Origin of the sequence: Lysinibacillus sp. C5.1 (assembly GCF_016350185.1) — a bacterium.
Taxonomy (GTDB): domain Bacteria; phylum Bacillota; class Bacilli; order Bacillales_A; family Planococcaceae; genus Lysinibacillus; species Lysinibacillus sphaericus.
The window spans coordinates 1551228-1574096 of the sequence record NZ_CP066226.1; the positions used below are offsets into that span (position 1 = coordinate 1551228).

General features: G+C 37.8%; 25 protein-coding genes. 13 read left to right on the plus strand and 12 right to left on the minus strand.

The genetic code is table 11. From position 1 onward, the window contains the following. Positions 1-20: 20 nt before the first annotated feature. Positions 21-377, plus strand: a complete 357-nt coding sequence (locus I5435_RS07275) for an MmcQ/YjbR family DNA-binding protein (RefSeq protein WP_024362376.1) — start codon at positions 21-23, stop codon at positions 375-377. A 22-nt stretch (positions 378-399) separates the two neighbouring features. Here I5435_RS07275 and I5435_RS07280 read toward each other — a convergent pair whose 3' ends face one another. The 6 genes from I5435_RS07280 to I5435_RS07305 form a co-directional block, all read right to left on the minus strand. Beyond that, complete coding sequence (locus tag I5435_RS07280; RefSeq protein ID WP_024362375.1) at positions 400-744, minus strand: GIY-YIG nuclease family protein; 345 nt, start codon at positions 742-744, stop codon at positions 400-402. 16 nt (positions 745-760) lie between these two features. Then, positions 761-1516: a DUF2087 domain-containing protein gene (locus I5435_RS07285; protein WP_024362374.1), complete on the minus strand. Its 756-nt coding sequence runs from the start codon at positions 1514-1516 to the stop codon at positions 761-763. A gap of 133 nt (positions 1517-1649) precedes the next feature. Continuing rightward, positions 1650-2525: an ABC transporter permease gene (locus tag I5435_RS07290; protein ID WP_337983507.1), complete on the minus strand. Its 876-nt coding sequence runs from the start codon at positions 2523-2525 to the stop codon at positions 1650-1652. After that, on the minus strand, positions 2509-3444 hold the full coding sequence (locus I5435_RS07295; protein WP_337983508.1) for an ABC transporter ATP-binding protein: 936 nt from the start codon (positions 3442-3444) through the stop codon (positions 2509-2511). Before I5435_RS07295 ends, I5435_RS07290 begins: the two co-directional genes overlap by 17 nt. Before the next feature lie 6 nt (positions 3445-3450). Then, a complete protein-coding gene (locus I5435_RS07300; RefSeq protein ID WP_108030395.1) occupies positions 3451-3855 on the minus strand; it encodes a DUF3021 domain-containing protein in 405 nt (134 codons plus the stop codon). A 1-nt stretch (position 3856) separates the two neighbouring features. After that, positions 3857-4306 carry a LytTR family DNA-binding domain-containing protein gene (locus tag I5435_RS07305; RefSeq protein ID WP_337983509.1) on the minus strand — a complete coding sequence of 150 codons (450 nt, stop codon included), beginning with the start codon at positions 4304-4306 and terminating at the stop codon, positions 3857-3859. A gap of 318 nt (positions 4307-4624) precedes the next feature. On the opposite strand from I5435_RS07305, the gene I5435_RS07310 reads away from it, so the two are divergent. Beyond that, on the plus strand, positions 4625-5659 hold the full coding sequence (locus I5435_RS07310) for an AbrB family transcriptional regulator (RefSeq protein WP_229389091.1): 1035 nt from the start codon (positions 4625-4627) through the stop codon (positions 5657-5659). A gap of 51 nt (positions 5660-5710) precedes the next feature. Here the strand turns inward: I5435_RS07310 and I5435_RS07315 are convergent, their stop codons facing one another. Further along, entirely contained in the window at positions 5711-7405 is a 1695-nt protein-coding gene (locus I5435_RS07315) for a methyl-accepting chemotaxis protein (RefSeq protein ID WP_024362368.1), read from the minus strand. A 286-nt stretch (positions 7406-7691) separates the two neighbouring features. Between I5435_RS07315 and I5435_RS07320 the strand changes: the two genes are divergently transcribed. From I5435_RS07320 to I5435_RS07335, 4 genes are all read left to right on the plus strand, one after another. After that, on the plus strand, positions 7692-7832 hold the full coding sequence (locus I5435_RS07320) for an RAxF-45 family protein (protein WP_279633374.1): 141 nt from the start codon (positions 7692-7694) through the stop codon (positions 7830-7832). A gap of 104 nt (positions 7833-7936) precedes the next feature. After that, complete coding sequence (gene abc-f / locus I5435_RS07325; protein ID WP_337983510.1) at positions 7937-9742, plus strand: ribosomal protection-like ABC-F family protein; 1806 nt, start codon at positions 7937-7939, stop codon at positions 9740-9742. Further along, positions 9735-10397 (plus strand): GNAT family N-acetyltransferase, encoded by a 663-nt coding sequence (locus I5435_RS07330; RefSeq protein ID WP_337983511.1) that lies wholly within the window; start codon positions 9735-9737, stop codon positions 10395-10397. Before abc-f ends, I5435_RS07330 begins: the two co-directional genes overlap by 8 nt. 220 nt (positions 10398-10617) lie before the next feature. Then, positions 10618-11352, plus strand: coding sequence for a hypothetical protein (locus tag I5435_RS07335; RefSeq protein ID WP_024362365.1), 735 nt, complete (start codon positions 10618-10620; stop codon positions 11350-11352). A gap of 62 nt (positions 11353-11414) precedes the next feature. Here the strand turns inward: I5435_RS07335 and I5435_RS07340 are convergent, their stop codons facing one another. Continuing rightward, positions 11415-11795 carry a hypothetical protein gene (locus tag I5435_RS07340; protein WP_024362364.1) on the minus strand — a complete coding sequence of 127 codons (381 nt, stop codon included), beginning with the start codon at positions 11793-11795 and terminating at the stop codon, positions 11415-11417. A gap of 196 nt (positions 11796-11991) precedes the next feature. Between I5435_RS07340 and I5435_RS07345 the strand changes: the two genes are divergently transcribed. Further along, the gene (locus tag I5435_RS07345) at positions 11992-12522 is read left to right on the plus strand and encodes an NfeD family protein (RefSeq protein ID WP_025219059.1); all 531 of its coding nucleotides are present in this window, start codon (positions 11992-11994) and stop codon (positions 12520-12522) included. 15 nt (positions 12523-12537) lie between these two features. Continuing rightward, on the plus strand, positions 12538-14094 hold the full coding sequence (locus I5435_RS07350) for a flotillin lipid rafts scaffold protein FloT (protein WP_108030398.1): 1557 nt from the start codon (positions 12538-12540) through the stop codon (positions 14092-14094). 95 nt (positions 14095-14189) lie between these two features. On the opposite strand, the gene I5435_RS07355 is transcribed toward I5435_RS07350, so the two are convergent. Further along, positions 14190-14762, minus strand: coding sequence for a GNAT family N-acetyltransferase (locus tag I5435_RS07355; protein ID WP_108030399.1), 573 nt, complete (start codon positions 14760-14762; stop codon positions 14190-14192). Between the two features lie 28 nt (positions 14763-14790). Continuing rightward, positions 14791-15615, minus strand: a complete 825-nt coding sequence (locus tag I5435_RS07360) for a methyl-accepting chemotaxis protein (RefSeq protein WP_024362360.1) — start codon at positions 15613-15615, stop codon at positions 14791-14793. A gap of 300 nt (positions 15616-15915) precedes the next feature. Here I5435_RS07360 and I5435_RS07365 point away from each other — a divergent pair, with 300 nt between their 5' ends. Then, positions 15916-17121: an MFS transporter gene (locus tag I5435_RS07365; protein ID WP_108030400.1), complete on the plus strand. Its 1206-nt coding sequence runs from the start codon at positions 15916-15918 to the stop codon at positions 17119-17121. Between the two features lie 93 nt (positions 17122-17214). Here the strand turns inward: I5435_RS07365 and I5435_RS07370 are convergent, their stop codons facing one another. Together I5435_RS07370 and I5435_RS07375 are read right to left on the minus strand one after the other, a co-directional pair. Then, complete coding sequence (locus I5435_RS07370) at positions 17215-17997, minus strand: enoyl-ACP reductase FabI (protein ID WP_081769866.1); 783 nt, start codon at positions 17995-17997, stop codon at positions 17215-17217. Positions 17998-18207: 210 nt separating this feature from the next. After that, positions 18208-18456 carry a ferredoxin gene (locus I5435_RS07375; RefSeq protein ID WP_024362357.1) on the minus strand — a complete coding sequence of 83 codons (249 nt, stop codon included), beginning with the start codon at positions 18454-18456 and terminating at the stop codon, positions 18208-18210. A 105-nt stretch (positions 18457-18561) separates the two neighbouring features. Between I5435_RS07375 and I5435_RS07380 the strand changes: the two genes are divergently transcribed. The 4 genes from I5435_RS07380 to I5435_RS07395 all read left to right on the plus strand — a co-directional run bounded on the left by I5435_RS07380 (position 18562) and on the right by I5435_RS07395 (position 22790). Next, a complete protein-coding gene (locus I5435_RS07380) occupies positions 18562-19590 on the plus strand; it encodes a YpbB family protein (protein ID WP_337983512.1) in 1029 nt (342 codons plus the stop codon). After that, positions 19590-21032, plus strand: a complete 1443-nt coding sequence (locus tag I5435_RS07385; RefSeq protein ID WP_337983513.1) for a RecQ family ATP-dependent DNA helicase — start codon at positions 19590-19592, stop codon at positions 21030-21032. Before I5435_RS07380 ends, I5435_RS07385 begins: the two co-directional genes overlap by 1 nt. An 87-nt stretch (positions 21033-21119) precedes the next feature. Beyond that, positions 21120-21875, plus strand: a complete 756-nt coding sequence (locus tag I5435_RS07390) for a LysM peptidoglycan-binding domain-containing protein (protein WP_025219065.1) — start codon at positions 21120-21122, stop codon at positions 21873-21875. Positions 21876-22034: 159 nt separating this feature from the next. After that, a complete protein-coding gene (locus tag I5435_RS07395) occupies positions 22035-22790 on the plus strand; it encodes a metallophosphoesterase (protein WP_024362353.1) in 756 nt (251 codons plus the stop codon). Positions 22791-22869: the final 79 nt, after the last annotated feature.

The following is a 22869-nucleotide window of genomic DNA, read 5'->3' on the forward strand; positions in this document are numbered from 1 at the left end:
TGTTGAAGAAAGGAGTAAACATGCAAAAAGATAGCATTCATTCGTATTGTTTAAAACTTCGTGGCACAACGCATGATTACAAGGACGAATGGCAGGCTGATCGCTATCATATCGGTGGCAAAATGTTTGCCATGATGGGCGGGGATGCAACGAGAAAGCCGATTATTACGTTAAAATGTGCACCTAGTCGTGCAGAAGAATTAAGAGAATCCTATGAAGGCATTATTCCAGGGTACTATATGAACAAAACACACTGGAATTCTATTTATTTAGATGCCAATATACCGAACGAGTTACTTGAACATTTAATTCAGCATTCCTACGAGCTCGTATTCGAAAAGCTAACAAAAAAAGCACAACAGGAAATAGGCATTTGAGTGCCAGTCACGCAAACAATTCTCAAGAGTTATAGCCTTGTTCACCATAAGGTTGTAGCTCTTCAAGCCATTTTTGTTCAAGCTTTTCGAGTTCTTTTTTGGCATCAAAAAATCCCTCTTCTTTCTGCTTCAAATACTCCACTACTTCGAGCTGAAAGGCATCCGTACCAAATGTATTGTAATCTGCTTGTAACGCTTTATTTGTATACGTATTTGTCTTTAGCATAAACTGAAAGCCATTTAGGCGCTTTAAGTTATTGAAGCTACCAACAAACACTTTGCCATTTTGTTTGTTCGTCATGGTAAAAACGCCTGCTTCAATTTTCATTTCTTTATAAAGTTCTTTTAATTCTTTTTTGTGGTCCATTCATAACCCTACTTTCTTATTTTTTTACCCAATATGCACTACCATCATCCTGACGATCCATAAATCCATATTGAATTAAATAGCGACGAATTTGTACATAATCCTCATACATCGGCTGGATAATTGCATTAAGTTCCTTTTCTGTATAGTGTGTTGACTCATCAAGAAGCTTTGTAATGGCACGGAGCACAACAATTTTATGTTTTTCTCGTTTTGGAAAGCGGACAAGCTCCTGCCCAATGCCATGAGGGAAGTATTTAGCCAGTAGCTGTTGTTCTTCGGCCAAGGTGATGTTATAGCGATCATCCACCATCGTAGCTGTTTTGTGAATAGGGACAAAAGGTTCTTCCTTTTGACCTTGTTCTTTTAATAGTTCCATCATGGCAAGAAATGTTTTAGCCTGACGTTCTTTTTCTTTTAAGGCAAAACGGTGGTGACGAATCGTTGTGGCACTGCCAATGGCAAGCTCTTCTTTAATGGCCTGATCGGTTTTACCTTCGTAAAATAAACGCAAAATGTGACTTTGATGGTCCGTTAAGCCTGTCATTTTTTTATTTAATCCATTTAAGTAGTGAAAAACAGATTGGTGTGCAGCCGAAATATGATGTTGCATAAATTTTTTTGCTTCATACAGGACATTTTCATGTGGATATATAATCCCTTTTTCAATTTTCTCTCCACAAAGAAGGCAAGTGTAGTGTGTATCTTCATCTGTGTAGCCTTGCTTAATGTCCTCGATAGAAGCCTGCCAAAATAATTGGTTTAGATCCATATGGAACCTCCTCTAAAAAACAAACGTATTTAATTTTTGTTTGCTTATTTATATTTAAAATAACAAAACGTTTGTTAAAAAGCAATAAAAAAATACACACCGCATTTATCGCCGATGTGTATCTTAAATGAACCTAGTGATTTTTCTTTTTGAAAATAATAATTGATAATAGAGCAAGGAGAACAATAGTTATTAAAATAATTATATAACTTGTAGTTAGGCTAACAGCATGGCCATTTAGCTCATAAGTAATACCATAATTCAGTTTATAGCTTTCCACATGCTCCGTCGGAACGCCATCAAAAACTTTCACAATCGAGCTTTCCATAAAGGCATTTCGCAATAGTAATGTAGTATGACTAATTGGAAAATACATGATTAGTTGTTGAGCAAAGCTAGGGAGGACGCCCACAGGGACATAAACACCACATAAAAAACCGAGTACTGTACCAACGATTGTACTTAATGTAGAAAAGGCATTTTGCGTGCTAACAAATAATACAAGAAACATATTAAATACGCTCGCAAGGAATACGGATAATAAAAGTATGCCAATCACGTTGATGAAGGCGCTAAAACTAAGTAGCTTTCCGCCAGTTGATACAATGAAAATCTCACAGCCTATTAGCGCTACGAAGGAGAACAGACAACCGATAATAAAAGCGTTCAATACATAGCTCATGTGAATCGTTGCACGAGAAATAGGAGCTGTGAGAAAATCTGCAGTTGCTTTTGACTCCATATCGCGCACCGCAATGGCAAATGCACCTAAAGTTGTCGTAACCGCCATCATTGATAATAGACCAGCAACAAGCCATTCATTGACCATTGTAATCAACTCAGGAGTAGCCTCTGTTACTTGCTCAATCGCACCCACCTGCATTTTTTGGAGAAAAATTGCGTAAAGAACAATCACAATAATGACGGAAAGCAGAGAGAAAAAGACTTGGGTTTTATCTCTTCTAAAAACTTTACTATTGCGCTGTATTAAGCTAATCATTGCTTCCATTTGTACCATCTCCTTGTGCCATGATATGAAGAAAGACATCATCCATCGTGCCCTTCATAACTTCAAAAGAGGCTAATAGGGGCTCGGCACTTTTTAAAAGTGTAAGTGCTGTCAGTGTAGAGCTAACTCGAACATAGAAAATGCCTAGCTTTTCTGTGTACGGTAAGGTATTTTCCTTAAGCCACTTCAGCCCTAATGAACGATCATGAAATACAAGTGTCATCTGGTCGTAGGCATATTTTGTTTTTAAGGCATCAGGGGTTCCTTCAGCGACAATACGACCTTGTTTTAAGACAATCACCTGATGCGCCACGGCAGCTTCTTCCATATAGTGCGTAGTTAAAAATACGGTCATATTTGTTTCAGCCTGAAGTTGTTTGATTGCTTGCCAAACAAATTGGCGTGTTTGGGGGTCGAGACCAGTTGTAGGCTCGTCTAAAAATAAAATTTGTGGCCGATGAATAAGTGCCCGAGCGATATCCGCGCGTCTTTTTTGTCCGCCTGATAATGTCCCGTATTTTTGCAGTTCAATATCATCTAAATGTAAATAGGTCGAGACGAATTGATAATTTTTTGTCAGCTGTGCTTTCGATAAGCCATATGTTTTGCCACGGTGCAGGATATTTTCTCGAACGGTTAATCGGTCATCTAGGAGGCTTTGCTGAAAAACAACGCCGATAGATTTGCGTATTTTTGCATTATGTGATTTATCATCAAGTGTATAACCGTTAATCGTAACGGTACCACTAGATTTTTGTAGTAGTGTACATAAAATTTCGATGGTCGTCGATTTACCGGCGCCATTAGCACCTAAAAATGCAAAGAGGGAGCCCTGCTCCACCTTGAAAGAAATTCCTTTTACAGCTAAATGCTCGCCATAGTGCTTTTGTAAGTGGTCAACTTGAATGGCAAATGTCATATTCGTCTATTCCTTTCTTTTTTGGATTTGATTATTGATTTCTTCAATATCGTTTTTTTGCAGTACATATAAAATGCACCATACGATGGAGTAAATGATAATTTCCGCTACAAGCACATACAGTATGCTCGAGTGCTCAAACCAATGCCCAAAATAACCAGCAATCATTACGCAACATGTCACAGCAATAAAATGTGCAATGAGCTGAATAGAAAATGCTAAACGTTCTATTTCAAAGATGAGGGATAGTGAACCTATTACAACACCAAGTATGGCGGCTATGATTATTTGTTCGAAAAGTTCTGCTCCTACTATTGTTGAATGATTCGACATAACACTTATTGTTACTAAAATGTAAGATGAGCTTAGTGAAATCAGTAGTCCAATTATCATCATGCGTAATATTTTCATATTATAATTCCCTCCCTATACCTAATTGGCGTTTTAATTCTTTTAAATATTTTCGGCTAACATGAATGGATACATCATTTTCAAGCAGTAACTCTGTTGCGCCAATTTTACCCATTTGAATAGATGAAATTTTATTGATATTGACGAGCGTCGATTTGCTAACTCTTGCAAAGTCTTTTGCTAATTGGGCTTCTAGCTCATATAACTTGCGTTTGGACTCAAATTCTTGCTCCTCGGTCTGCAAAAAAACTTTTGCCCCTTCAGCAAAAATCGAATAAATATCTGTGATTTTGATTAGATGAATTTCCTGTTGTAAATAGCCATCAAGCATGGTTGTTTGGACTGCTTGTAATTGCTTCATTAATTTTTCAATATGTTCGTTGTATTCTTTTGCATGTATATGAATCTCTGTTTCTTCTAGCGTACTATTAATGGTTAAATGAATTTTCATTGGAGGCCTCCTTTGGTAATCGTATAACCTCATCTCCCGTAAAAGAAAAGGGCATTTATGTACTGAATCAGCTTAATATTAATGTAGCATAGAAATTTTTAACGAAGGCTAAATGTTTAATAAGTGGTAAAAATTAATGACTAACAGGTTTGTTTTATACAATAACGGCAACTACCATTAATTATTTCCAATGCATTTATAATTTTTTGAATATTCAAATTTGTTTTGGTGACAGGCACGTTGAGTAAAAGGCATGGGTAGTAAATTGGGGATGTTCACGTCATAATAGAACTATTCATTCTTGAGGGGTTGCTAGCAATGTTTACATTTTATAAGCAGATGTTCCTAACACTATGTATAGGGTTGTTAGGAGCGCTTTTATTTCAACTTTTACATATTCCGATGCCGTGGTTGTTAGGGGCTATTGCCGCTGTACTTTGCGTGCAGTTATTTACAAACATACAGTTGCGATGGCATCGTTATTTCCGCAATATTGGATTAGTCGTGGCGGGCTACTCCATTGGATTTGCTTTTACTAAAGAAGCCATTCAGGATATTCAACAGTTTTTAGGCAGTATAATTGTGCTAAATATAATTTTTACTATTTTATTTTTTGCCATCAGTTTTTTAGTTGCAAGGCGTACGGATTTAGATTTTTCCACTGCGCTCACATGTTGTGTACCAGGAGGCATGACACAAATTATTGCATTTGCCGAGGAGCAAGGCAATATGAATATGGCTGTCATTACGTTTTATCAGGTATTGCGAGTCCTTTTAATCGTTGGCTTTGTGCCATTAATGGTGACAGGCACTGGTGAAAATCTTGTCATGGTAGATGGAGTCTTTTCTTGGCAGTTGCTAACTTTACTACTTATTTGCGGCTTAGCAGGGTGGCTTGCTCAAAAGGTAAAAATTCCAACAGGCTATATGTTAGGACCGGTATTTTTATTAATGGGGTTGAATATAGCAGAAGTTGCTGTGCCAAAGATGCCATTATCATTGCTGCATATAGCACAGCTAGTAATCGGAATTTATATTGGTCTTTTATTGAAAAAGGAAGATTTACATTTATCAAAGAAGCATGTATTTTATGCTTTTGCGTCAGCAAGTCTTTTTATCGGTGCTGCTTATGTTTTATCTTTTGTGATGAAACATTTGTATAGCCTTGATTTCCGTACAGGATTTTTAAGTATTGTACCAGGAGGACTCGATCAAATGGGCATTATAGCGGCTTCTGTACATGCAAATGTAACTATTGTGACCGCTTTTCAGCTATTTAGGGTATTGATAGTATCTGTCTTTCTTGTCCCATTGGTAAAGGTGTTTGTCAAAAAGGTGAAAGTTCATGATTAGAAGAATAAAAAAGATTGCCCATGCGTTCCCGCGATGAACAATCTTTTGGCCTTAATATTTAAACTGATGAATTAGGTTTTGAAGTGTTTCGGCATTTTTTGTAAGTGTTGTAGCTGCGTTATTAATGTCTTCCATAGAGTAAAGATTTGTCTCGGCAATTTGGGTCACGACTTTTGATTGTTCGCGTGCATCAACCGCAATTTCAGCCATGATTTGGGTAGAGGCATTGGCTTGTTCAATACGCGCATATAGCTCCTCTGCAATACCCGAAACTTCCTGAATTTTATGTGTGACTACCGCTACTTTTGTTGTAATGTTCTCAAATGCGCTATTTGTTGTACGCACTATTTCTACACTTGAAGCGGCTTCTTTTTCACTTTGTTGCATATAGTCGCTTGCTTCTTTTGCTAATTGTTGCATTGTATGAATAGTCTCGGTAATTTGAGCGGCAGATGTTTTAGATTGCTCGGCTAATTTACGAACTTCCTCTGCGACAACAGCAAAGCCTTTGCCATGTTCTCCAGCACGTGCAGCTTCTATAGATGCATTTAAAGCAAGTAAGTTTGTTTGATCGGCTATAGCATGAATAACCTCTACAATGTCTCCAATTGTATTGGCGTGTTTATCCAATGCTACGATTGAATTGACGCTTTGTAAGACGGCTTCGGTCATAGCATGCATTTGAGTTTGCATAGCATGTGCTGTTTTTTCGCCATGTTTCGCCGTATCAAACGCTTCTGAAGCTTGAGATGAAACTTCCATATTTGTTTCCGTTACAAGCTGAATACCGCCTGCAATATCCTGCATGGCTTCTGCATTTTCATTGGCGCTTTGTTTTTGGGTGCTTGCACCGCTCGCTAATTCTTGCATATTGGCTGTTAGTTGTTCCGTTGTTCTTGTTGTAGAGCCTGCTGTTGCAGAAAGCTCAGCAGATGATGCCGAGACTTCATTGGCTGTTTCATCAACTTGTTGCATCATTTTTCGGAGTGTTGCAAGCATTGCATTAAAGGATGTAGCAAGATCTCCGATTTCATCTTTCGTTGTTACAACTAACTGTTGCGTTAAATCGCCTTCGCCAGCTGAAATGGTTTCCAACTGCCTATTTAAACGCTTTAAAGGCTTAACAATATTACGCACAAGCAATGTTCCAGCAATGACAGCGATAATTGCTGCAATGATGGCAACAACCGCCATTTTAAGAAGCATTTTTTGTTCGATAGCATTGATTTCAGAGGAGGGAACACCAGCGAAAATCATACCTATCGTTTCTCCATTCGCATTTTGAATGGGTCCATACTGTGTAAAATAAGGTTTGCCAACTACATCAGCTGCTCCTTTGTAAAGACTTCCTTGTGTAAGCACTGCTTCTGTCACTTTAGGATCGGCAGTTGTGCCAATCGCACGTTGTCCATCAACCTGTATATTCGTGTTAACTCGTGTATCTTGAGCAAAAATAGTAATAGCTGCGTGGGATAATTCTCCTAATTTATCAATTAATGCAGTTTCTTCTGCTATTTTAGCGTCACCTTTGTACAGCTCCCCATTTTTTAAATGCCATTCGCCAGGTAATGCCTGATCTAAATTATAAACACTTAAATCATAGATTTGACTAAGACGTGCTTTATTTTCTGCTTCAATGGTCGTTTTCATTTCGCTTGTATTGACAATACCAACAGCAATTAAAACAAATAAAATAACTGTTACAATCAATAAGCTCATTTTCATTTGCATCGTTAAATTTTTCATAGATTCCCTCCACGTTTTTGTCCACATAAATAGACAGCAAGTATTGCAAAGTAACTTGCTGTAATTGTATGTATTTCAGGAAAACATTGTATTTTTACTAGTATATAATTACTTACGCTATTTGTATATATCAAAATTAAATATAATTAGTGACATTTAGATTATTTCATTGCTAAATAGTGGAATTTTGCAATGATGGTTGTTCCAGTTGTTGAAATTGAACATTCCCAAATTATATGGAATATGGTATGCTATACCTAACTAATTTGAACGGAGGTGAAAAGGAATGAATTTAAACGCTACGAGAACAGGTGGAAATATAGATATAGCTATTTATTTTACACGTGTTCAAACTTTCGATTTTGCTAACAACGGGATAAGTCTGTCTATTTTTAAGCAAAATCAAATACTAAACGTAGCGAATTAACCATTCTTTTTCACATATATTGAAGAAAAAGACTGCTTGTTAATTGAGCAGTCTTTTTTGTTGTCTAGAGATGTTTTTTCGCGCGTTTCATGGAGGAAAAAACAATGCAAATAAAGGCTGAACAAATACAAAAAATCATCGGTGGAAACGTATTATTTGAAGGATTGCAACTGGAAGTCAATAAAGGGGAACATGTAGCGATTGTTGGTGTGAATGGTAGTGGAAAAACAACTTTACTGCAATTATTAGCAGGGCTCGATACACCTGATGCTGGTCGTATTATTAAAAGTAAAGGAGCAACTATTGGCTACTTACACCAAATTCCAAGCTATCCTTTGCTTACTGTTAAAGAAGTACTGGAGGAAGCATTTGTTGACATCTACAAACTGAAGGCAAAAATGACCACACTGGAACAGGCAATGCAAGTGAATAGTACAGACAAAGTGTTACAACAATATGGTCAAGTTCAGGAACAATTTATGCTGCAGGGGGGCTATGAAGTCGATGCGCAATTAGCTACTATTGCAAATGGACTGAACATTACATCTTTACTTCCTGTGCCCTTTGCAAGCATAAGCGGTGGCGAAAAAACAAAGGTAATGCTAGGTCAAATGCTTTTAAGTAACCCATCTATTTTACTTTTAGATGAACCAACCAATCATTTAGATATGCAAGCAATTGAGTGGCTTGAACAGTATGTACAACACTTTGCTGGCATTGTCATTGCTGTTTCGCATGATCGTCAATTTATGAATCAAGTAGCGCAAAAAATCATTGAAATTGAGGATGGAGAGGCGTTTACCTATGCAGGAAATTATGATGATTTTACTGCACAGAAAGAAGCGAAAGTTGAACAGCAATTTGCTGAATATGAGGAACAGCAAAAGAAAATTAAGAAGATGCAAGAAGCGATTAAACGTTTAAGACAGTGGGCAAATGAAGCGAACCCACCGAATGCCGCATTGTTTCGCCGTGCTAAAAGTATGGAAAAGGCACTGAATCGTATAGAACGAGTTAAAAAACCTTGCACAAAAAAGAAAATGAATCTCGCCTTAACGATGGCTGAACGTAGTGGGAAAGAAGTGATACAAATGACAGCGATAAGTCATGCATTTGATAATCCATTATTTAACAATAGTCATCTATCGGTCTATTTTGGAGAACGTCTCGCGATTGTAGGCAATAATGGCAGTGGAAAGTCGACCTTATTAAAAATGATGTTAGGGGAGATTGTACCGAATCAAGGAGAGTGTAAAGTAGGTAGTAGTGTAAAAATAGGATATTTATCGCAGCAATTTGACCATGAAAATCCTGCTATTCGTTTAATTGATGCCTTTCGGGAATGTGTATCCGTATCAGAAGCAGAGGCACGTCATTTGTTAGCACAGTTTCTGTTTTATGGATACGATGTCTTTAAGAAAGTGAAGGACTTAAGTGGTGGGGAAAAGATGCGTCTGCGGCTCGCACAATTAATGCATGAAGATATTAATTTACTCATTTTAGATGAACCGACTAACCATTTAGATATAGAAGCAAGAGAGGTATTAGAAGACACCCTTGAATCCTTTACAGGTACTATTATTGGTGTATCCCATGACCGCTACTTCTTACAAAAAATCTTTACAAAAATTGCATGGATTGAGCAAGAAACGATTTATGTATATGAAGGGGATTATGAATGGGCAAGAACAAAGCATGCCCTCGTTGAGCAAGTGCCTGAAGTAAAAGTGGATAGCAGCACAAAGACAAAAGATCACAGTGATAAAGAACTCCCAATTGAAGAACAAATTGAAAAAGTAGAATTTAAATTAAAAGAACCTACACTTGCTAAAGAGCAACGTCAAAAATTGGAGCAACAGTTAGAAGCTCTATATGTTAAATGGTTGGAAGGAGGAACAACACATGCATAAGCTCCAAGACATTATGCAGTTAGACATTGACTATATCAATGAGTTTAGTGAGATGGAACGGTGTCCGGAAGGAGTATTTTTTTACAATAAGGAAATGCCTATGTACTATGACGCCAACCATGCACATATATGGAAGAGAGTAGAGCAAGCAGAGACATTTCTAACTAATGTAAAACAATTCTATCTCTCAAAAGGGTTAATTCCGAGAATGTATTTATATAATGTTGAGGAAAATCATCACTGTGTGGAGGCATTATCATCACATGGTTTTCAATATGAGGCTTTTACGGATGACATCCAGTGTTGGAATGGCGAATTTGTTATATTACCGCATAATCCAGCGATTCGCATTGAACGTGTGACAGATGCAAATGTACAAGAAGCATTAGAAGTAGAAATGACTATCTCTACATTTGGTGAGCCTGCTTTAATAAAAAGGGCGTTCGAAAACATGTACTGTTCACCGCATTTTACGTACTATTTATTAAAAATAGATGGTGTTGCTTGCTGTACGGCCAATTTGTTTCTATCTGGTCGTCAAGGTCGAATAGAAAGTGTCGCAACATTAGAAAGCTATCGTGGAAGAGGATTGATTGGTTATGTATTGCAACATATTCAAAAAGAAGCTGTTAAAAATAACTTAGAACATCTTTAGCTATTGCCTATTAATGAGCAAGTCGCTAAAGTATATGAAAAGGCAAATTTTTATTCTTTTGGTAAAATAAAATCAATACATGCATTTACAGAAGGGAAAACTATTCAAGAAATAAGGTCTGCAAAATAAGTAAATTTTTGAAGGTAAATTACTTGAAAAAAAGTGGTATTCGATTTATTGTCTTTAGAGATACTTGTTAAATGGACTTGGAGGATATGGAATGCACGGAATTTATATACGCTACAATGTCTCAGAAAAAAACCAAGAAGCAAAATGGCCCCGAAAAGTGGATGCATTTGCGTATGTTCAACGAGGAAAACCACAACAAGATAATGACAACATGCTTTCAATGGAGGAGCTAAGAAGTCATGCAATCCGATATATTAAAAGTTTAAAAGAAAATGCGAGTGCCCATTTAGTAGAGCAACATAAAGGGGAAATTGAGCATTTCGATCGCCGCTATATGGAGTCGCTAAAAGTCAAAGAAAATATCGATTCACAGCTTATTAATCTTGAAGAAGTTCGCTTATTATTGCAATTGATGAATGTATTGAATTTATCGCATAGTTTTGGTGAAAATGCTGGAAAGCTGTTACGTCAAATTACGCCATATGCAAAAGATATAGAGCATCCTACTTTCCAAACTACGCGAGTTGAGCGTCATTTTTATAGTGAAATGATTGAGCAAATAGAAGCAATATATGCACGTATTATGCGTCAGCACAATCCATCCACGACAGAAATTCAGCAATCAGAAAAATTATGGATTAGCGTTTGTGAGCAAGCAATTGACAAAGTAGAAGCACGCATTGAGCGCTTATCTTCTATTAAATTAAAGCATGAAAAAAATTTATTAGAGTATAGTCAGTTAAAGCAACAAAACATTGAGGCAAAGGAACGATTAGACCACGCTGTCAATGAACTTGATACGATTTTAAACGTACTAGAATCCTAAGCTGCTATATACAAAAAAGGCATGTTGCCAATTAGTGTTCATTGCTAATTGGCAACATGCTTTTATTTTGCATTATTTTTTTCTGCTTCTTCACGCTTCCATTGGCGATAAACTCGTAATAAGTCAAACCCTAGTACAATCACGATAAGATAGAAAATAGGGCTATTATAAGATAAGCCAATTTCGGACTCGCCACCTAATAATGTGAGCACAATCCAAAGACCAACTGTATAAAGTGTTAAACCAGCATATGCTTTTTTGGATAGCTTTTTATATGTACCTTTTGATGACACTAGATTTATACCAACTAGGACAATTAATATAACAAGAATAATTTTCTTCGACAATATTTCTGCTAACGGAGTGGCAGGGAAAAAATCATTGACGAATAGTAAAGTGAAAAAAATGAAAATACAAACATTAATAATTGTTGATCGCTTCATGCAATATCTCCTTCGATGCCTTTATTCTTTTCTATTGTAACATGGTTTGAGTTTGAGAAATAAAAATACGCAAAAGAATGAGAAGGGATTAATGCTAGCTTCTTAATTTTAAAAATTTTGATAATCTTAAAAATTATGAAACTTTTTCCTTAGGGCATCCGTATAGTAGGTAATATGATGAAAAGGGGTGAACAACTTGACGCTATTTGGCTATTCACTCGAGCAAATTTATTTGGTGGTGTTGATTTTCGCGGGACTTGCAACGATTTTGTTTATGTTTTTCGGCGAAGTAGTCGAGGGCATTGGGGATGGTCTACCGATTTTTAATCCAAGTGTCATTTTATCATTCTTCACATTGATGTCAGCAGCTGGATTTATATTAGAAAAGTTAGCCTTTTTCTCTAGCGCATGGAACATAGGTGTGGCTGCTATCATCGGCGTGATTTTAAGTGCCCTATTTTATTTATTTATTCTTGTTCCACTAAAATCAGCGGATGTTTCATTAGCCTATACGGAACAATCTCTTGAGGGGCAGTTAGGTAAAGTGATTGTACCAATACCAGAAGATGGCTTCGGTGAAGTTGTTATTGAGACAACGAGCGGTATGATTGCAAAGCGCGCAGCAGGCTATGACAATGAGGTCATCGATTATGATTCGACCGTCCTTGTTGTTGAAGTGAAGGAAGGCACTCTTTTTGTAAGAGCCTATGAAAAAAAGTTTATATAAAGGAGAGATACAGTCATGTCAACGGAGATTTTAATTGTCTTGGGAATTGTAGCATTTATTTTAATCGCACTAGTGGCACTGTATGTAACAAAGTATCGTACAGCGGGTCCTGATGAGGCACTGATTGTGACAGGTAGCTATCTTGGCTCAAAAAATGTACATAAAGATGAGTCAGGAAACCGTATTAAAATTATTCGTGGGGGCGGTACATTTGTGTTCCCAATTTTCCAGCAAGCACAACCATTAAGTCTATTATCAAGTAAGTTAGAAGTAACAACGCCTGAAGTTTATACAGAGCAAGGTGTTCCCGTAATGGCGGATGGTACAGCGATTATTAAAATTGGTGGTTCCATTTCAGAAATCGCTACAGCGGCTGAACAGTTTTTAGGAAAGCAAAAGGCAGAACGTGAAGGGGAAGCACGTGAAGTATTAGAAGGACATTTACGTTCTATTTTAGGATCAATGACAGTTGAGGAAATTTATAAAAATCGCGATAAATTTTCGCAAGAGGTACAACGTGTAGCTTCTCAAGATTTAGCGAAGATGGGTCTTGTCATTGTGTCCTTTACAATTAAAGATGTGCGCGATAAAAATGGTTATCTTGATTCACTAGGGAAGCCTAGAATTGCACAAGTGAAACGTGATGCAGATATTGCAACTGCCGAGGCAGAAAAAGAAACGCGCATTAAACGAGCAGAAGCATCAAAAGAAGCGCAAAAAGCTGAGCTAGAACGGGCAACAGAAATTGCGGAAGCGGAAAAAGAAAATCAATTAAAAGTGGCGGAATTCCGTCGTGAGCAAGATATAGCCAAAGCTCGTGCCGACCAAGCTTATGAATTAGAAACTGCACGTGCGAAGCAGGAAGTAACAGAGCAAGAAATGCAAATTCGCATTATTGAACGTCAAAAGCAAATTGAATTAGAAGAAAAAGAAATTCTACGTCGTGAAAAGCAATATGATTCAGAAGTGAAGAAAAAGGCAGATGCCGACCGCTATGCAGTTGAGCAAAATGCAGAGGCGGAAAAAATGCGTGAGCTTGCACAGGCAGATGCGGAAAAATATCGTATTGAGTCGTTAGCAAAAGCGGAAGCGGAGAAAATACGTTTAGATGGTATTGCGAAAGCAGATGCTGAGCGTGCACAGGGTGAAACAGATGCCGATATTATTCGTCTTCGTGGTCTAGCGGAAGCAGAAGCAAAACGTAAAATTGCGGAAGCCTTTGAATACTACGGTCAAGCAGCTGTCCTGGATATGGTTGTACGCATGATGCCTGAGTACGCAAAAGAGCTTGCAAGTCCACTTGGCAATATTGACAAAATTACAGTTGTTGACACGGGTAGTGGAGAAGGAGGCAGTGGTGCGAACAAGGTCACTTCTTATGCAACGAATTTAATGTCAACCTTGCAAGAAACATTAAAGGAAACTTCCGGCATTGATATGAAGGAGTTAATCGAAAGCTATGCGGGCAAGCATACATTGCGTCCAGAGCTTGAGCGTATTGCAACGGAGCTAGTGAAAAAGCCAGAGCCTGTTGCGACGACAGAACAAGTAAAAGAAACCGTCGAACAATAAACATTGAGAAAAGCTACCTAAAACTTCGGGATTAGGTAGCTTTTTTATGTTAAGTGGAACTTTATGAAGTAATAGTGGCGCAAAGCCAAATACTATTAGCGACGAATATCGTTACCCAATAGTACTGATGCTGATGTCCATTCGCTCGCAAGCATGCCGTAAACGACGTGATCGACATAGTGATCGTATAGCCATTCTGCCGCGCGAATGGTTCCTTCCGTTTTAAAACCAAGTCGCTCTGGAATCGCGCGACTTTTTGTATTGCCAACAGCAGCACGAATTTCCACTTTATTTAACTGGAGCTCGACAAAAGCATACTGTACTAGCGCTTGTACTGTTGTTGTCATAATGCCATGTCCTTGAGCATCTGCACTAAGCCAATAGCCAATGGCTGCAATTTTATTAGCATGATTGATCGTATTAAAACCCGCAATTCCTACAATTTTATCGCGGAAAATAATCACAAAGGACATACTACTTTTTGTTTCATAACCAGCAATACAGCCTTCTATATAGCTTTTTGTATCCGCTAGTTCCTTTGTAAAATCTAACCATGGTAACCATTCACGTAAATATGCTCTCGATGTATCCGTTAGTGCGAAAACCGTTTCTGCATCATCAAGCGTGATGGTTCTTAACATTAGTTCGTGATTGATTGTAATCTGCATTGGTATTGTAGCCCTCCGTTTCGATAGTTTATTTCAAGGCATTATGCATGAAGCCCTTCATTTCTTGACTTAAGGTTGTAAGTTCGTCGATAATTTCACTAAAATCTTGGACAAGTTGTGCTTGTTCATTAGTCGCATCGGAGATTTGACCCATGTTTTTCTTTAAATTATCAAGATTTCGAGTAATATTGCGCAGAGAAGCTTCAATATTTTCCGTGGCACTTGACGTTTCAAAAGAAAGCTTTCTAACTTCCTGTGCTACGATATTAAAACCAGCTCCATGCTGACCCGCACGCGCAGCTTCAATCGAGGCATTTAAGCCAAGTAAATTTGTCTGTTGAGAAATGTTTTTTATTAAATCTGTGACATCATTTGTTTTTTCAGAATCTTCTAGGGCATGTTGTGCCTGTTTATTAATCTCCTCACTAGTGGCAGCTAACTCCTCCGAATGAGAGGCGATGTTATGTACTTTATCTTGAAGGTTATAGACGATACTATCCATTGTATTCATATAATGTTCGAGTTTTAGCTCATTATCGATAGGAAGTCCAAACGCTAGAGCGCCAATCACTTTACCATTTTCTCGAATTGGAAATGCAAAGGCGTTAATGGCAATGCCATATACATCCTCGGGTATGATGACATCTGCATTTTTTCCAGTAAAGGCGATGTAAACATTTTGATCATTTGCATTTACTTGTTGCCCATCTACATAACCTGAGTCAACACGTTTGCCTGCTAAGTATTTTACAACTGTTTCACTTTCTTTATCAACGACAGCTACAATTGCTTCTTCTTTTAATGCAAGATGGATATAGTGCGCTGATTGTGCTAAAGCTTCGATTATTTTCATGAAATACCTCCAAATTGTAGAATAACAGTCATTATATTACTCACTGTAGCATATAAACGCCGAATTCAACATAGCAAAAACATGCATTTAACATTAAATTACTATTATTACTATTAAATATATTAATTGTAAAAAATAGAAATAATACTATTTAGCAATGTATAGAATTGTCAAATAAAAATAGTAGAAAATATAAAGAAGCTCTTTAATTTTGTCTATTTTTCGACAATCCACACTGTATTTTGGAGAATATTGTATTAGAATAATAGATAGATGGACTCGTAAATGGAGGAGATTGAAATGGAGTATATAGAGAAAGGAACAAAGGCATTCCACAAAGCAAATTGGGCTTTATTTTTAGCAGGCTTTATTACCTTTGCGAATTTATACGTTTCGCAGCCATTGTTACCGACATTTGCAGAGGAATTTCATGTCTCGCCAGCAGTAGCGAGTTTGTCACTATCGGTGACCACATTGGCACTGTCGATTAGTATGATTATTGTTGGCTCATTATCTGAGGCGTGGGGTAGAAAGTCATTAATGACGATTTCGATATTTGCAGCATCCATTTTGACGCTAGCACTCGCTTTTTCACCAAATTTTGAAACCATATTAGTATTGCGTGTAATTCAAGGTGTTGTATTTGCGGGCTTACCAGCAATTGCGATGGCTTATTTAGGAGAGGAAATGAACCCATCTAGCCTAGGTATTGCAATGGGACTTTACATAAGTGGCAATTCTGTAGGTGGTCTTAGTGGACGTGTCATTATTGGTACATTAACAGACCTTTATAACTGGCAGGTTGGTATGATTGTACTTGGTATCATTAGTTTAATCATTAGTGTGTTATTTGTCTGGATGCTACCGAACTCGCAGCATTTTTCGGGACGGCCGTTACAAATAAAAGCTTTAACCAAATCACTTATGCAGCATTTAAAGGACCCATCCATGCAGTGCTTGTTTGCTATTAGTTTTGTGCTAATGGGAAGCTTTGTAACACTTTACAATTATATCGGTTTTAAATTAATGGCACCTCCCTATCATTTGAGTGCCACAATTGTCGGTTGGATATTTGTAATTTATTTAGTTGGGACATTTAGCTCTGCGTGGTTTGGCAGTTTAGCTGATCGTTTTGGGCGTCAGAAAATGTTACTGTTAGCCATTGCAATTATGCTAGCTGGTGCCATTATTACTCTACAAGGTCTACTTTTCTTAAAAATAGTAGGAATTACAGTGTTTACCTTTGGTTTTTTTGCAGCCCATTCAATCGCAAGTGGATGGGTGAGCAAACGAGCTACTCATGATAAAGCACAAGCATCGTCTTTATATTTATTTTTCTACTATTTTGGCTCTAGTGTCGGTGGAACGGTAGGAGGCATATTTTGGATGCATTTTGGCTGGATGGGTGTGGTTGCCATGATCACGGTCTTTTTAGTCATTGCTTGTGGGCTAACATTTGTTTTAAAAAGCGTTATTGCCAAACAACGGTTCCTTACTGGGCATTAGCGTGAGGTGCTAAGTTAGTGTTACAACTAGGCATTAATAAAAGCAAAGAAAAAGTGTTAGATTGATTGTCGTCAATCTAACACTTTTTAGGTGTTAACCCATTATATTATAGCCTGCGTCAATATAGATTGTTTCGCCTGTTACACCACGTGATAAGTGAGATAACATCACGATTGTCATATCAGCTACTTCATCTTGTTGAACATTACGTTTTAACGGTGCTGTCTCTTCAATTTTGTGTAAAATTGTATTAAATGAAGGAACGCCTTTCGCAGCAAGTGTACGAATAGCACCTGCAGATATTGCATTGACACGGATATTGTCTTGACCAATATCAGCAGCAAGGTAGCGCATAGATGCTTCTAATGCTGCTTTGGCAACACCCATTACGTTGTAGCCGTCAAGTACACGTTCTGCACCTAGGTAACTCATTGTTACAATTGAGCCGCCTTCTGTCATGTATGGATGTGCTGCTTTGGCTGTAGAAATAAGGGAATAGGCGCTTGTATCTTGGGCAAATGCATAGCCATCACGAGTTGTTTCTAAAAAGCGATTGTGTAAATCTTCTGCATTGGCAAATGCTACTGAGTGCACAATACCGTGGATAACCCCAACTTTTGAACCGATTTCATCGAATGCTGATTTTGTGCTTTCATCACTGTTCACATCGCATTGCACAACAAGAGCATCTGCATGCCCATAATTTTCAAGTTGTTTTTGTAATTTTTTTAAAGAACGTTCCTGACGATATGTGAAAATCACGTTTGCCCCTACATCAAATAAACGTTTAGCAATCCCCCAAGCAATACTGCGATCGTTTGCAACGCCCATTACGACAATATTTTTATCTTTTAATTGTAATAAATTATCCATCATTTATAAGAATCCCCTTTACGAAATAATATCTGTTATTAGTACCAACTACTAAAATCTTATCATACATAAATTATGGTTGCAATAATAAGATGAAAAGGGCATAAAATTGATTTCAATGCGTTCTTCAATTCTAGGAATCATTGAGATTGTTAACGGTGAATCCATGCAAAAAGGCATCCTTTATTGGATGCCTTTTTAGTAAGGTATAGACTATTCGAATTTTAAAGAGTCGCCGTCAAAAGGTTCGTCAGCCACTTTGATAGAATCAGTTGGGCAACCTTCAAAAGCATCTTGCATGTCTTCTAGTAGATCTTCTGGAACTTCAGCAGTTCCCATGTTATCATCTAAAATAACGAAGGCAATTCCTTCATCATCATAATCATAAATATCTGGTGCTGCGGCTCCGCATGCGCCACAAGCGATGCATGTATCTTTATCAACAATTGTGTATTTAGCCATTTCTTTCTCTCCTTTTACGATGTTCCTACAAAGCTTCATACTCATTTTAAAGATGTTTAACTGACATTTCAACCTAATACTATTAAATTGGAGGAATTTGCTTCAATGTTTTATCAAATTTTATTGCAAATCTTTCAAAAACTAAATAATGAACGAACCGTATCAGCGGCCTATCATATCCTTAGAGGAAAGCGTTCAGGCCAGACAATTCAAGATGTGGGACTGTTTCAGTTACATAACTATTTTGGATTACTCCCAAAATTACCTCGTGCGACATTTGATGAAGCTGTTTCTACCTTTTTGCAATATAGTTGGTTAATTATGCAGGAATCAGGTCACTATTCCATGAAAAAGCTAGGTATACAGCGAGCAGCGCAAACACCAACTTTTTTATTTGACGGTTGGCATTATCGAGGAAATGAACATGTGTTTTTTGCACGGCTTTCCTTAGTTGTACAAAGTTTGTCCTATCAAAAAGAGGGAATTCGGTCATTTTCACCAATTAGTAAGGATACGCAAGTACAATCATGGGTACGTGCTTTTTTACAAGATCAGCAGTATCAATCAGGGCATTTGCAACAGCAATTACTGGACGAATGTTTGCGTGTGTTCGCAACACTAGCCGTTTCTGAAAGTAATAAGCAACTTGCCCTTTATCGATTGAGTGGCTATAGTTTACCAGGTTGGACATGGCAGCAACTTTCCATTGAACGCAAAGAAACGGTACTTGATAGTCAATTAGCATTTATTGAGTTACTACATACACTATTGAATGAAGTGCATGCAACAAACAACTACCCGTTGCTTGGCAAAATAGCAGAAGATTTGCGAGTAAAGGCATTGTTGACAGATTCGACACAGCAAACCGCCTATTTATATGAACAAGGGTATTCAATTGAGCAGATTGTACAAATTAGAAAGTTGAAACAAAGTACAATTGAAGATCATTTAGTTGAAATAGCAATGAACGAACCGAACTTTTCGATTGGTCCGTTCGTCTCTTATGAGGAAGCGGAAAAAGTTTGGCAGGCATCCAAGCAATATCAAACAAAGAAATTAAAGGCATTGCATGAAGTGGTCAATGACTTGAGTTATTTCCAGCTCAGACTTGTCCTCGCGAAAGGAGAAGTATAATGGAACTAGAGCAAACATTAGCAAAGTATTTCGGTTATGCCACCTTTCGACCAGGGCAAAAAGAGGTAATTGAAGCAATTCTTAGCGGGAAAGATGTTATTGCATTATTGCCAACAGGCATGGGTAAATCATTGTGCTATCAGTTGCCCGCTTATTTATTGCAAAAACCAGTGTTAATAGTGTCTCCGCTATTGTCTTTAATGCAAGATCAAGTAGAGCAACTGAAGCGATTTGGTGAAAAAAGGGTAGTAGCATTAAATTCATTTTTAACAGTAGAAGAAAAACGATATGCTCTCCATTTTTTAGAACAGTATCGCTTTATTTTCACATCGCCGGAGATGTTGTTACAACAACAGGTACAGGAGAAGTTAGCAAATATGACGTTAAGTCTTATCGTTGTGGATGAAGCACATTGTATCTCGCAGTGGGGATTTGATTTTCGTCCGGATTATTTGCGCATCGGCGACTGGTTTTCACAAGGTAATCGTCCCCCTGTATTAGCGTTGTCTGCGACTGCAACTGAAAAAGTAGTAAAAGATATTCATGCTACACTATCACTGCATGCACCGTTTGAATTTATGTATAATGTTGATCGTCCAAATATTCACCTCGGACGTGTTCTTTTCGAGGATAGGGGCGATAAAGCAAGATGGATAGTGGAGCATGTAAAAAAAACCGCTGGACCAGGTATTTTATATTTGTCATCACGCAAGCGTGCTGAGCAATATTGTGAACTGTTTATGCAAGCGGGTTTGCGAGCTGCCGCATATCATGCAGGCTATAGTGCGGAGGATCGTCAATTTATTCAACAGCAGTTTATCGATGGAGAGTTAGATTGGATTGTGGCGACCAATGCGTTTGGTATGGGCATTAATAAGGGAGATATTCGACAGGTGATACATGAGACAATGCCTGCCAATGTTGCGAATTATATGCAAGAAATTGGGCGCGCAGGTCGTGATGGTAAACCTGCACTTGCGATTTTACTTTACAGCGATGGTGACGAGGAACTGGCGAAATTTGTAGTAACAGGAGATTTACCGTCATCTAGTCATGTCGATCGCTATCAAGAGCTTGTATTGCAGCGTATTGCCCCCTCTCAAATGTTAAGAAATGGTGAGTTGAGTGAAACAGCCTTTCGTGTGCTAGATTATTGGCTCCATCAGGAACCTGAAGAACGAGTAAAATCACGACTTCGTCATTTTGCACTTGAAAAATATCAGGCAGTGGATGAAATGTTAAAAATTATAAAGACAAAAGATTGTTTGCGCGAGCAACTTGTCGGGTATTTTGGGCAAAAATTGAAGAAAAAACCTGAAAACTGTTGTGAAAATTGTGGAATCCATTATGATGAAATCAATACAGTACGCATGAAGGAAGAGAAGAAAGTAGAAATGATGGCGTGGGAAAGTCGATTAAAACAGCTTTTAATAAGCGACTAGACTAAACTTACGGTCATTTACTTTTTTCGCAAAATTCGTCATAATAGAATGATAGAAGAATGCGTAGCAAGGTTGGAGGAAAGTCGAATGAGTAAAGAAGACTATCGTGATAAAATCGAAGAACATCGTCAGTCATTTGAAGAAGAACAACAAGAACAGCAAAATCTATCTAGAGTTTCAAGAATGAATAAAAATGGAAGTAATAACAAAAAGCCGAAAAATACAAAACAACGTAAATTTCCTTTAATGACGATTCTTTTTGTTACATTTATCTTAATTCCATTAACTATATTAATTTATTTTGTGCAATTCTATGATCCTGGTAAAACGATTGAAGAAGCTGAAAAAGATACGATGGATGCTGTTGTAGAAATTGATAAGACTGACGGAAAAGCGGAAGCATCTACATCAGCAGATAAAGAAAAAGATGATAAAGCAAATGAACAAGCAAAAGAACAAGCGCAAAAAGATGCTGAAAAGCTAGCTGCACAACAAAAAGCTACTGACGAAGCAAAGAAGGCAGAAGAAGCGAAAAAAGCTGAAGAGGCGAAAAAAGCGGAAGAAGCGAAGAAAGCACAGCAACAGGCAGAGGCAGCAAAAAAGGCAGAAGAAGCGAAAAAAGCGGAGCAAGCACGTAAAGCGGAACAAGCTCGTAAAGCCGAACAAGAAAAGCAAAATGCGACACCAGTAAAAACACATACAGTTAAACCTAATGAAAATCTATATCGTATTGCATTGAATCACTACGGTGATGGTAGTGAAGCAACGCTAGCGAAAATTCGAGCTGCGAACGGTATGACTTCTGACACGGTAATTGTTGGGCAAGTCATTAAACTACCATAAGAAAAACGGTGTCATTCTTTGGCAATGATGTTTTTCTAGTATAAAATAAAGGACAAACGTCAACACCAACATAAGGTTGAGGCAAACGTCTAATTAGCAAAAAGGCGATTCTATAGCGTATTGAATCGCCTTTTTGCTATCGTAAGGAGAAGTGAGGGAATGCTATATATTGGACTATTTCTTTTAATAGTTATCGCCTTCCTACTCTACATGTGGAAGGTCGCGCACGAAAATAATGTGTTGCATCATCAATTATCACTTAAAGGTCAACCAGAAAAGATTCGACTATTTTTTATTTCAGATACGCATTTACGGAAAATAAATCGCTCAATGATTGAACGATTAGAAAGTACATTTGATGCGGTCATCATCGGTGGAGATTTTGCAGATGGACGCACGCCGATTCAGCGTATTCATGAAAATCTCGATTTATTGACACCGTTAGGTCCTACTTATTTTGTCTGGGGAAATAATGATAGAGAAGTGGGCGAGGAGCGACTTCGAGCTATTTTACAACAGCATGGTGTAAAGATTATCGCCAATGATGCTGTGTTATTGCCTAATAAGAACCGCTTTTGGATAAGTGCGATTGAAGATACTTCGACAATGAAATATAGTTTTGATGCTGCTTTTGAAAAAGTGGGTGAGGAGGATTTAGTCGTTTTTATTTCACATAATCCAGGTGTTTTTGCCCGAGTAAGAGCAAAATTTAGAGCTGACTTAATGATTGGTGGACATTTGCATGGTGGGCAAATACGAGTGGGGCCATATGGGGTGCATCCGCTAGGCTCCTATCGACAACGTGAAGGCATTATGACGCTCGTAAGTAATGGCTATGGTACAACTTTATTGCCATTACGTTTAGGCGCGAAACCAGAGTGTCATATTATTGACATCGATATTTCGGATAAATAAACAACCAAAAATGTATAGAAGGCGTATAATGGAAACGATAGTGGATTTTGAAATCATTTTGTAGATGCCCTAAAGGGAG

Coding starts and splice junctions, on each gene's coding strand:
- I5435_RS07275 (WP_024362376.1), top strand. CDS start 21: ATGCAAAAAGATAGCATTCATTCGTATTGTTTAAAACTTCGTGGCACA.
- I5435_RS07280 (WP_024362375.1), bottom strand. CDS start 744: ATGGACCACAAAAAAGAATTAAAAGAACTTTATAAAGAAATGAAAATT.
- I5435_RS07285 (WP_024362374.1), bottom strand. CDS start 1,516: ATGGATCTAAACCAATTATTTTGGCAGGCTTCTATCGAGGACATTAAG.
- I5435_RS07290 (WP_337983507.1), bottom strand. CDS start 2,525: ATGGAAGCAATGATTAGCTTAATACAGCGCAATAGTAAAGTTTTTAGA.
- I5435_RS07295 (WP_337983508.1), bottom strand. CDS start 3,444: ATGACATTTGCCATTCAAGTTGACCACTTACAAAAGCACTATGGCGAG.
- I5435_RS07300 (WP_108030395.1), bottom strand. CDS start 3,855: ATGAAAATATTACGCATGATGATAATTGGACTACTGATTTCACTAAGC.
- I5435_RS07305 (WP_337983509.1), bottom strand. CDS start 4,306: ATGAAAATTCATTTAACCATTAATAGTACGCTAGAAGAAACAGAGATT.
- I5435_RS07310 (WP_229389091.1), top strand. CDS start 4,625: ATGTTTACATTTTATAAGCAGATGTTCCTAACACTATGTATAGGGTTG.
- I5435_RS07315 (WP_024362368.1), bottom strand. CDS start 7,405: ATGAAAAATTTAACGATGCAAATGAAAATGAGCTTATTGATTGTAACA.
- I5435_RS07320 (WP_279633374.1), top strand. CDS start 7,692: ATGAATTTAAACGCTACGAGAACAGGTGGAAATATAGATATAGCTATT.
- abc-f (WP_337983510.1), top strand. CDS start 7,937: ATGCAAATAAAGGCTGAACAAATACAAAAAATCATCGGTGGAAACGTA.
- I5435_RS07330 (WP_337983511.1), top strand. CDS start 9,735: ATGCATAAGCTCCAAGACATTATGCAGTTAGACATTGACTATATCAAT.
- I5435_RS07335 (WP_024362365.1), top strand. CDS start 10,618: ATGCACGGAATTTATATACGCTACAATGTCTCAGAAAAAAACCAAGAA.
- I5435_RS07340 (WP_024362364.1), bottom strand. CDS start 11,795: ATGAAGCGATCAACAATTATTAATGTTTGTATTTTCATTTTTTTCACT.
- I5435_RS07350 (WP_108030398.1), top strand. CDS start 12,538: ATGTCAACGGAGATTTTAATTGTCTTGGGAATTGTAGCATTTATTTTA.
- I5435_RS07355 (WP_108030399.1), bottom strand. CDS start 14,762: ATGCAGATTACAATCAATCACGAACTAATGTTAAGAACCATCACGCTT.
- I5435_RS07360 (WP_024362360.1), bottom strand. CDS start 15,615: ATGAAAATAATCGAAGCTTTAGCACAATCAGCGCACTATATCCATCTT.
- I5435_RS07365 (WP_108030400.1), top strand. CDS start 15,916: ATGGAGTATATAGAGAAAGGAACAAAGGCATTCCACAAAGCAAATTGG.
- I5435_RS07370 (WP_081769866.1), bottom strand. CDS start 17,997: ATGATGGATAATTTATTACAATTAAAAGATAAAAATATTGTCGTAATG.
- I5435_RS07375 (WP_024362357.1), bottom strand. CDS start 18,456: ATGGCTAAATACACAATTGTTGATAAAGATACATGCATCGCTTGTGGC.
- I5435_RS07380 (WP_337983512.1), top strand. CDS start 18,562: ATGTTTTATCAAATTTTATTGCAAATCTTTCAAAAACTAAATAATGAA.
- I5435_RS07385 (WP_337983513.1), top strand. CDS start 19,590: ATGGAACTAGAGCAAACATTAGCAAAGTATTTCGGTTATGCCACCTTT.
- I5435_RS07390 (WP_025219065.1), top strand. CDS start 21,120: ATGAGTAAAGAAGACTATCGTGATAAAATCGAAGAACATCGTCAGTCA.
- I5435_RS07395 (WP_024362353.1), top strand. CDS start 22,035: ATGCTATATATTGGACTATTTCTTTTAATAGTTATCGCCTTCCTACTC.